Genomic DNA, 10,668 nt, shown 5'->3' with positions numbered 1-10,668 from the left:
AGCAAGACATTATAAATCTTGCTGGTTTAAATAGTTTTTTTAGCAAAAATGTTTTTTGCAATAACTTTGATATTAATTTTTTTATAAAAAATAAACCTATATTGATATATAAAGTTTAAAAATCTAGGCAAATTAATGTCTAGATTTTTGTTATTAAAAGGAATTAATTATGAAAAAATCGAATTTTTTAAAAATTTAAAAGAATTTTACACAAGAGAAAAATTATAAAAATGCAAAAAACAAGAATTAAATTTTTAAAAAAAGTTTAAAAGCATAGTTTTAAGGTTTAAAAATTTTATTTTTTATATTTTCGCTTTTTTTTTTTTTTCAAAAAGCATAAAAAATAATTTAAAATTTTCGCGTATCTATCGGTAAAAACTAGATAGAAAAATCTATTAGTAAATAAAAGAATAAGTTTGTAGATTCGTTTAAAAAATAAGCGTTATTTTATTTTCGAATATCAAATATTAATATAAATTGCTAATAAAAATGAAAAGGAGAATATATATGCAAGATGGAAATGTTTCGCAAGAAGAAAGAAAAAATAGAAAAAGGAAAGCATTAGCTATTGCACTTCCGCTTATTTTTGGAACGGGTGTTGTTGTTGGCGCTTTGCTAGGTGGAATTAGGATAGGTCAATCCTATCAAATGAAGAAAGAAACTGTGCTACCAGCGAAAGAAACTAAACCTTCAATGGATAGACAAAATAGTGTGGTTTTAAAAGAAGAAGTTCCATTTCAACCAGAATTATTTAAAGATTTAAAAGATAATACTAAGGTTTTAAAAATAACAAATAAGGATGAGTTAGAATATAACGAGATCAAGGTTGTTGATAAAAATTTCATTAAACAATTAAAAGACGAAAAATATATTATTAACGATCCTAGTGCTGAATTATACATTCTACTAAAATATAAGTACAAAGGCGAGGATAAACCAACCTTAAAATTTTTTGCTCTTAATTACGATGTTAAGGAACTTAATGAACAATATAATTACTTTAAAGAAAAATATAAAGATTACTACCAAAGTGACTATAGATTTAGCAAGTTTCTTAATGATAATCAAGAATTTAATGATGAAAAATTCAAAATCTCAGACGGCTATTATAAGGCAGAATACTTAAATAATATTTTTAAGAATAAAATACTGCCAATTTATCTAAAAGATGTTGAAGAAGTTAAAAAAGCAGGATTGAGACATTATTATAATACCGAAGCATTTATAGAAAGATATGAGCAAGGTGTCAGACAACAAATCAGCCAGCATTATTATAATCCATATGACCCATCCCCACTTTATCCTAACGAACTTAAAAATGTTTTTGTTTTTAATGATAAATTAAAAAAAGTTCTAGAAAAGGATTATAACGACAAAGGGCTTTATTGAAATTATGAAAAATTTATTATTAATAGACAATTAGTTAAAAATCTTGATACACCTTTATTAAAAAGATTTTTAACACTTTTATATACCCATTTTAATAGAAACAATTATGTTTATGACTTTACTGATCCTTTAACTTCTCAAGAAAATATCGAAGAAAAATATCAAAAACCTTATACATCTCAAACAATGTTTTTTGGCGAACTAGAAAAAGCGTTTTCAGATTTACAACTAGAGTTAAGAATACAAAGATATGGTTTATATGATGATAATTTAAATATTGATATGCCTAAATTGCAAAAATTTTATGATTTACATGATTTGTGATGGGAAAAAAAGGAAACATTTAACAAACAATTGATCGACTTTTTATTATCTGCCAATAAATTAATAGACGTTTATAATGACAAGGTTCAAAAGGGTAGCCTTGGTAAAGAATATTATGAAAAGTTTTTATTATATCCAATCGAAATAAATTCATATCATGATGTTGTTAATATTTTATTAGATAAATTCCTTTCGACTGATGCTAATTATCAAACCGTAAAAACTAGAATTGATTTGCTTGGAAAAATTGATGAATTAGTGAATAATTTTAAAAATGATTTGGCTAATGCATTTAAGGATTTAAATATTGAAACTAAAACAAAAGAAATAACAAATTATTATCTTCAAACATTTATAAAAGATATCGATACAGATAAAACTCTTCTTGAATCACAAAACAGTCTTGAAATTTATTTTGAAGATAAAATTTTAGATTTAACAAATCATTACAATTTAGATTTTGAGGATTTTATTAAAAATATTGCTTAAAATTATGGGATTTAATATCACCATTGTATTAGTTTGCTAGAAACAATCAAAAAATAAGGCACAACCCATTAAAAAAGGTTGTGCCTTATTTTTATTTCTATTAATAAATATAAAATTAGTTATTATTACCTTCGATCTTTTTTACAGCCTTAGCAACCCCAGATTTTTTATAAGAGCCAGCTACTCATTTGGCTTGAATTTTAATGTTTTTTAACGCATTATTCATAGCGATAAATGCCCCTACATAAGGGATTGTTGAAGTGTCATTACCCGAGTCTCCAAAATGTACAGTTTCAATTGGATTAATATCAAGAAGTCTGCAGACATAATCTATTGCTTTTCCCTTTCCTGCGTTTATGTCATTAATTTCAATCGCATAACCCTTTGAAACAATATGAAGTGAAAGGTTTCTGAATTTCTTGGCCAATTCTTCCGCTAACATTCTTATATATTTCCTGCTTCCGCCAAAGGTAATGATTTTTGTGGCATTAGTAATATGAGGAATATCATCATAAGTTTTTTGAATTAAATTTTTAATTCAAGGTCTGAATAACTTTAGTTTAGAGGATGTACCGTAGATTGTGTTACCACTATTGAAAATGAAAAATAATTTTTTTTCTTTTAGAATTTCAACAATAGACATTACAGTGTCTTTTTGAATTTCGTTTTTTAATATGGTTTCACCATTTGAATCAACAATCAAACCACCATTTTGACATATTACATATGGCGAATTTGTTTGTTTAGCTAAATTAAGAACAAAATCTGATGCGTAACGTCCAGTGGCAATGATGAAAGGTATTCCTGAGTCGTTTTTGCTTTTAACTATTTCAAAATTTTCTTTACTTAGTCCTTCTTTTGTTTTAGGTAAATCTAATAATGTACCATCTAAGTCTGTAAAATAGGCTTTTGGTTTAAAATTAATCATATTTTATTTAGTTGTTAAATTTTTTAATTAATTCTTCAGCAGGCATATATCCTTGTGAAGTATTAATTAATTTTCCATCAACATAGAAGAACAATGAAGGTATGCTTGATACGTTCATTTCACGTGCAAAATCACGATTTTGATCAATATCAAAGTCAAAAACATTAATTCCTTCATTTTCTGTGCCTAAACGTTGGATTTCTGGGCCTATCATTTGGCATGGTGGACATCAAACCGCTCTAAAAGCCAAAATCGCTTTGCCTGTCAAGTGATCGTCGTTTAATTCGTTTTGTAGTAATTTCTTGTACATATTTAATCTCCGTTCATTTAGTATGCTCTAGCAAAAATAACAACTTTATCAGTTTTTTTGTTTGTATAGAAACAATTTTCATACTCTGGCAATATATTGACATTAAAAGGTATGCAACGTGTTGAAGCTCCGGTTTCTTCCTTGATTTTATCTTCATCATCGCCGTTGCCATTAAATTTAGTTATAACTCAATACCCATCTTCAATCAGTTTCTTGAATTCTGTATAGTTTGAAGCTACTCTTATATTGTTAGTTAATCTCTTTTTCGCTTCACTTAATAGGTTATTTTGTATATCAACCAATAACATTTGAGTTTTATTTATTGCCTCATCAATAAAGACACTAATCTTTTCGAGTGTATCTCTTCTGACAAGTGTAACCTTATTTTCGTTTAGATCTCGAGGACCTATTTCAATTCTTAAAGGTGTACCATGAATTTCGGAATTGGCAGCCTTATACCCTGCACTTTTATTAGTTTTATCTATTTTTGATTCTATATTTAATTCATTTAGTTTTTCATGAATTTGTTCAGCAACACGTGCCACTCTTGGATCTTTCGAGGCAAATAATTCAAGAATGTCGACTTTTATTTGAGCAATTTTAGGTGGAATAATAATTCCTCTATCATCGCCATGAGTCATTATTAACGCGCCTAGCAATCTTGTCGAAACACCTCATGATGTTCCATAAGCATTTTCGAGTTTGTTTTCCTTATTTTTGAATGTGATATCAAATGCTTTTGTGAAATTTTGGCCCAAATAATGACTTGTTCCAGCTTGCAATGCTTTGCCATCCTTCATCATTGCTTCAACAGTAAAAGTATAATTGGCGCCGGCAAATTTTTCATGTTCGGTTTTTTGTCCCTTAACAACAGGTATTGCTAGATATTCTTCAATAAAGTTGGTGTATACATCTAACATTTTCTTAGTTAGTTCCTGTGCTTCTTGTGAATTAGAGTGTAGTGTATGACCTTCCTGTCATAAAAATTCTCTTGTTCTCAAAAAAGGATTTGTTGTTTTTTCCCATCTAAGGACATTGACTCATTGATTGTAAATTAAAGGTAAATCATTGTATGATTCAACCTCGTTTTTAAAGAAATCGCCGAATAAAACTTCACTTGTTGGTCTTATATAGAATTTTTCATTAAGTTTCTTTCCACCGACTTCAGTGATTGTTGCTAATTCTGGATTGAAACCTGCAATATGATTTTTTTCCTTCGCTAATAAACTTTCTGGAATCAAAAGAGGTAGATTGACATTTTGAACACCCAAGGTCTTAAATTTTTTGTCAAGGATAAGGCGAATATTATCTCAAATTCCAAATGATAATGGTTTGAATATAATCGAACCTTTCGAAGAGCCATAGGTCATTAAGTCACCATTTTGTATGACATCGGTATACCACTTTGCAAAATTCTCTTTTTGAGTTGTAATTTTTTCTAGTTTTTTCACAATTTATAATTTTATAGTTTTTTTTGTTTTTGTATTTTTATTTATAAATAAAAACAGCCAGATAGGCCGTTATATTAAATCATCAAAAATATCATCGCCGGTTGCTACGGTAGGAATATCAAAATTTCTAGCAACAATATTACCAGCTGTTCCTAATCCTCTTAGCGACCCTAAAACTTTCGGATGCATGAATGATTTTGAATAAACTGTTAAAGGTAGAGCTTCTCTAGTATGGTCTGGTCCAAAGGTTGGGTCATTGCCATGATCAGAAGTCATAATTAATAAGTCATCTTTTTTCATAGCATTAATTAGTTTTGCTAGTTTAATATCTAATCTTGAAACATTTTGACTATATCCAATTGGATCTTCTCGGTGCCCATAGTGGCTATCAAATTGGACTAAGTTCACAAATATAAATTGATTCTTTGATGAAGATGCAGCGATATTGATAGCAATGTCCATATTTTCATCATCAGAAGCAGGGCCGTACACTTTATCAATACCAACACCACTAAAAATGTCGTTAATTTTTCCGATTGCAATAACCTCAATACCCTTTTTTTGTAAGTCCTCAAGAATAATGTGTCCTGTTGGTTTGTTTGCAAAGTCGTGTCTGTTGAATGTTCTTGTAAATTTTCCGTTTTCATAAACGAAGGGTCTCGATATAACTCTTGCTACATTCCATTCTGGTTTTGAGGAACAAATTTTTCTTGCTCTTTTTGCATATTCAGTGAGTTTTTCAACACCTAATGTTTTTTCATCGCCAATGATTTGCAAAGTCGAGTCAGGAGAAGTATAAATAATCATATCTCCTTTTTCCATATGTTGATGACCAAGTTCAGCTAAAATAACTGTACCAGAAGCGTTTCTATTACCAATAATTTTTCTTCCATCAAATGCTTTTGATAGTTCAGCTACCAAATCATCAGGGAAGCCTTTTTGAGTAAATTGAGGGTTTGGAACTTCTGTATAAATTCCCATCATTTCTCAGTGCCCGGTTAGAGTATCTTTTCCATTTGATATTTCATGTATTTTTGCAACATATGCAAGCGGTTTTTTTACTTTTTGATTATGTCCTGCAATTTTGGCTACTTCGGTAACACCTAATGATTTTCATGTTGGAATTTCTAGTGGTAAGGCTTCAGAGGCATGCAATAAGCTATTTGCACCTTTGTCACCAAATTCTTCTTGACGAGGCTCAGGTCCAATTCCTAAACCATCTGTTACAATAAAAAATATACGATTAAATTTCATAATTTCTCCTTAATGTTTTATTACTTCAACTTGTTCGGTTAAATATATATCCATACTTTTTAAAATTTCTTTATCAGATTCGCTTGATATTGTGGTCCTATGTAAATATAAACCAGCAAGTTTATTAATTTGATCATATGCTTTTTTAGCTATTTTAGATGTTAGCGCACTAATTGAAAGGGCCATAAGTGTTTCTTTAACATCAAGTGATAGATGATTGTAATGTAAGTTTTGTTTTAAATCCTTAACTAATTCTATGACATCAGGATTTAGAACGTCAATTGTTGAATCAATTTTTGCAAAATACTTTAAGGCATTTAGAACTACAGCACTATTAGAATTTAATAACTTAGATTCTTTTCCTAACAAAACATGACCAGAATTTATTTCAATAGCTGAGCAAACTAAATTATTTTTGTTGGTGTATTCATTTGCAAATTTTATTGATCCTATAATATTAGGGTCAATATTGTTATTTTTAATTATTTTATTTAATCTATTTAGATAGACTTTTGGACATTTATCTTGTTGGTAATTTACTTTGGTTTGATAATACCTACATACTATTTCTTTTTGAGAGGCTATGGTAACTGCTTGATCGTTGGTAATACAAAATCCTGCCATATTAACACCCATATCTGTTGGCGATTTGTACAGTGATGTATTGTATATTTTTGTTAATAAATTATTTAATATTGGGAATGCTTCAAGATCTCGATTGTAATTTGTTGCCTTGATTTTATATGCGTTCCAATGAAATGAGTCGATCATATTTATATCATTTAAATCAACTGTAGCTGCTTCATATGCTAGGTTGGTAGGATGATTTACTTGCAGATTTCAAATGGGAAAAGTTTCAAACTTAGCATAGCCAGATTTTATATTATTCTTATTGTCGTGATATAGTTGTGAAAGTATTGCACTTAATTTTCCAGATCCTGGTCCTGGCGCCGTTACGACAATGATTCTTTTTTTAGTAATAGCGTAATCATTTTTGCCAAAACCGCTTTCAGATACAATATGTTCAATGTCGTGGGGATAGTTTTTTATATGATATTGCTTAACAACATTAATCCTTCGTTTAGTTAGCCTATGAATAAAGGACTTGATTTGAATAGAATCTTCATATTGTGTTATTACAACATTTTTAACATCAAGGTCATATTTTTTAAATTTATTAATAATTCTAAAAATATCCTCTTCATATGTAATATTAATGTCAGACCTTATTTTTCTGTTTTTTATATCCTGGGCAGCAATTACTAACATTATTTCAACTTCGTCTTTAAGTTTTAACAGCATTTGTAATTTTGCATCATGTTTAAATCCAGGCAAAACTCTTGTGGCATGAAAGTCATTGAATAGTTTTCCACCAAATTCAACATATAATTTATTGCCAAACTTATCAATTCTCTTCCTAATTTCATCAGATTGAAGATTAATATATTTGTTATTATCAAAACCAATTTCCATAAATTTTTCCTAAAATATAAATTTATTTTAATTCTTAAATAATTTTATAACAATTTAATATTATGATATTAAGAAATTACAAATAGTCATCTTTTAAAAGGAAAACAACGCAACGCTTCATAAACTATATAATGATAATTAGTTTTTAAAGTTTAGATGAGTTTTTAAAAATTATGATTACAAAAAATTAATAAAGGGGAATTTTGACAATTAAATTGCTTCTCTTTACATTGAACTTTGTTATATAAAAACGATTTTTATTTTTCAATTAACCGTGTTGAATGCTTATTTTTAATTGCATTATCAAAGGCGCGAAGACTATAAATCCTCATACATTTTTGATTTTTAGGTAGTAAATAAACTTTTAAAGAATGCTACATCATCAGTGAAACTACTAAGATCAAATGATAGACGTTACTATTTATAGTGCAAAAAATTTTTTGATGCTTCTTAAAGAAAGATTTATTTATTTTAATTTTTAAATAATATGAAGTAAAAAGAACCTAATATGTTATTACTAATTTTTTAAATTTCGTTTTTTAAATATTTTTTCAAACTATAGTTGTATTTATAGAATTAAAATATATTGTTTTTTTAGTGCAATTTTTATTGTAAAAATATGTTTTTGGCAAAGAAAGATTCTTTAGATATAGAAACAAAATTGATTTTAGAATATAAGTTTTTTGGTGTTTCAAAAAGTTAATAATTGAATCTTATTTGTTTGTTCCCATCCTTGTGTAGATTTTTATCTACCTTATATATTTTGCCCCTTAAAATTAGTAGAAAAATAATTTTTTATCTTGCTAATTTATTATTGCAGTCAAATCTTAACTAATGTAAAATTAAAAAATCTTTAAAGGAAAGTAATTTTGGTATTTTTATCATTATTTAAAAAAACAAGTTTTAAATAAAGAGTAAAATTTTATTATATAAAAAATTTCGAAAGGCATAACATGAAATTTAATGAACTAAGAACTAAGATAGTCGCTACAGTCGGACCTTCAAGTGAAAGTTATGAAACAATGAAAGCTTTAATTGAAGCTGGTGTTACAACCATTAGAGCAAATTTTTCACATGGTACAATTGACGATCATAAAAGAAAGTTTGACATTGCTAGACAAATATCAAAAGAAATAGATAGACCAATTTCATTGATGTTGGATACAAAAGGGCCAGAAATCAGAATTGGTAAGATGCAAGATGGCGTTTGCTTAATTCCTGCTAAACATAAATTAACTATTAGAACAGATAAAAAATCATATGAAAATTTAATTGGAGATGAGAATACTATTACCGTTTCATATCGTATGGACCTAGATGTTAATGAAGGTAATAAGGTATTGATTGATGATGGTAAATTGGTAACTATTGTTAAAGAAGTAAAACCTAATGAAGTTATTGTTGAAACTATAAATTCTCATAAATTAAAAACAAATAAAAGAGTTAATATTCCGGGCGTTAATTTCTCTCTACCATTTTTATCAGAAAAAGATATTAATGATATTATTTGAGGAACTCAATATAAAGTTGACTATATAGCAGCATCATTTGTTAATAATGCAGCGCAGGTTAATCAAATAAGAAAAATTCTTGATGAGCATAACGGACAACATATTCAAATAATTTCAAAGATTGAATCTCAAATGGCAATTAACAATATTGACGAAATAATTAGAGCATCTGATGGAATTATGATTGCTAGAGGTGATTTAGGTTTAGAAATACCTTATTATGACGTTCCATATTGAGAAAAGAAAATTATTCGTGCAGCAAGAATTCAAGGAAAGAATGTTATCGTTGCAACACAAATGCTTGACTCAATGGAAAATAATCCTTTACCAACAAGAGCAGAAGTTACTGATGTTTATTACGCTGTTGAATTAGGTGCTGATGCAACTATGCTTTCTGGTGAATCCGCATCTGGAAAATATCCAGTTGAAGCTGTTAAAACAATGGCCAAAATAGCGAAGAGAGCTGAAAAAGAATATTTTACTGAATTATTCTATGAGAAACAAATTCAAAAGGTTGCTAATGATCAAAATTCAAGAATGCTAATTGCTTATGAAGTAGCATCAATATTGCAACCTGGCGATTATAAGTTTGCTATTGTTTTATCACATAGTGGTAAATTATTAAAAGAGGTAGCTAAGTATCGTCCTAATGCTCATATTATTGGTGTTGTAAGTGACGACAAACTTGTATGGAGTTATGGAGTAACTGCGGGCGTATTTTGTGAAAAGCATTCAGAAGCTGTAAGATCTTTAATAAAATATAATCACGATGCTGGACGTCAAGTTTTAGAGGAATATGGTGCTAAAAAAGGTGATAAATTTATTGTTGTGGATAGTTTAAATATTACTTCACATGAGTTCTAAAAGTTATTTTTATTAATAAAAAACCGCAGCGTTAGGCATGCGGTTTTAATTTAAACAATTTTAATTTATTTATTTAGATCATATTTTTTTGTCGAGTTTATATGTATTTCTCAACTTTTTTAGTTGCTTAGAAATTTTTTGATTTATGATGTATGAAAAAGGGTTAAATGTAATTCTTTCATTTGTTTCAAAATATTTATCTAAAAAACCAAATGTTGTTTCACCATACATTGAGTATAGAATTTCACCTATTTTGCTGTCTAGCCAAATATATTTATTAGCAAGAATTTTTCTATCCAAAAAAAGAATCATATTTGGCAATTTGTCAAGAATTTCTAAGGTAGTTAAACTATATAATTTTTCTTCTGATTCTGACTTTGTTAGGAAGAAATCTCTTTTTATTGAGTCAATAATTTTATGTTTACTAAGATAGTAGTAATAACAGAAAAATGTGTGGCCTCATTCTTGGTTATATTCTTCTTCCCCGTCATATAGTTTGCAAAAATCATCATGTTGTTTCTTACTTATTTCCTCAATCGAGAAAATTTTAGTGAAATCTTCATAGGAATTTAACGGCTCATTAAGTTTTTTTAACAAATTTTTTGATTCCTCATATAACACATTTTCATTTTGAATATTTTCGTTTTTCTCTGGTTGCATATTTATTCTTCCCCA

At 28.1% G+C, this 10,668-nt stretch carries 8 protein-coding genes; 2 read left to right on the top strand and 6 right to left on the bottom strand.

Annotated elements, in window-relative coordinates; translation table 4 throughout:
• Nucleotides 1-507: 507 nt before the first annotated feature.
• Nucleotides 508-2,202, top strand: coding sequence for a hypothetical protein (locus ACWXVS_RS00115; protein WP_455994412.1), 1,695 nt, complete (start codon nt 508-510; stop codon nt 2,200-2,202).
• A 115-nt stretch (nt 2,203-2,317) separates the two neighbouring features.
• On the opposite strand, the gene ACWXVS_RS00110 is transcribed toward ACWXVS_RS00115, so the two are convergent.
• The 5 genes from ACWXVS_RS00110 to ACWXVS_RS00090 form a co-directional block, all read right to left on the bottom strand.
• Nucleotides 2,318-3,130 (bottom strand): HAD family hydrolase, encoded by an 813-nt coding sequence (locus ACWXVS_RS00110; RefSeq protein WP_444704933.1) that lies wholly within the window; start codon nt 3,128-3,130, stop codon nt 2,318-2,320.
• Between the two features lie 7 nt (nt 3,131-3,137).
• Entirely contained in the window at nt 3,138-3,440 is a 303-nt protein-coding gene (locus tag ACWXVS_RS00105) for a thioredoxin domain-containing protein (protein ID WP_438340530.1), read from the bottom strand.
• Nucleotides 3,441-3,457: 17 nt separating this feature from the next.
• Nucleotides 3,458-4,891 carry a proline--tRNA ligase gene (proS, locus tag ACWXVS_RS00100; RefSeq protein WP_455994410.1) on the bottom strand — a complete coding sequence of 478 codons (1,434 nt, stop codon included), beginning with the start codon at nt 4,889-4,891 and terminating at the stop codon, nt 3,458-3,460.
• Nucleotides 4,892-4,960: 69 nt separating this feature from the next.
• Nucleotides 4,961-6,145: a phosphopentomutase gene (locus tag ACWXVS_RS00095; protein ID WP_444704936.1), complete on the bottom strand. Its 1,185-nt coding sequence runs from the start codon at nt 6,143-6,145 to the stop codon at nt 4,961-4,963.
• Between the two features lie 9 nt (nt 6,146-6,154).
• A complete protein-coding gene (locus ACWXVS_RS00090) occupies nt 6,155-7,618 on the bottom strand; it encodes a DUF1846 domain-containing protein (RefSeq protein WP_455994408.1) in 1,464 nt (487 codons plus the stop codon).
• Between the two features lie 953 nt (nt 7,619-8,571).
• Between ACWXVS_RS00090 and pyk the strand changes: the two genes are divergently transcribed.
• Nucleotides 8,572-9,993 carry a pyruvate kinase gene (pyk, locus tag ACWXVS_RS00085; protein WP_438340534.1) on the top strand — a complete coding sequence of 474 codons (1,422 nt, stop codon included), beginning with the start codon at nt 8,572-8,574 and terminating at the stop codon, nt 9,991-9,993.
• Nucleotides 9,994-10,062: 69 nt separating this feature from the next.
• On the opposite strand, the gene ACWXVS_RS00080 is transcribed toward pyk, so the two are convergent.
• A complete protein-coding gene (locus ACWXVS_RS00080; RefSeq protein ID WP_455994406.1) occupies nt 10,063-10,653 on the bottom strand; it encodes a hypothetical protein in 591 nt (196 codons plus the stop codon).
• Nucleotides 10,654-10,668 lie beyond the last annotated feature (15 nt).

This window comes from Mycoplasma sp. 327, from assembly GCF_053851655.1.
Note: the sequence above shows the minus strand (reverse complement) of the source record. Positions and strands in the feature narration are given on the sequence as shown.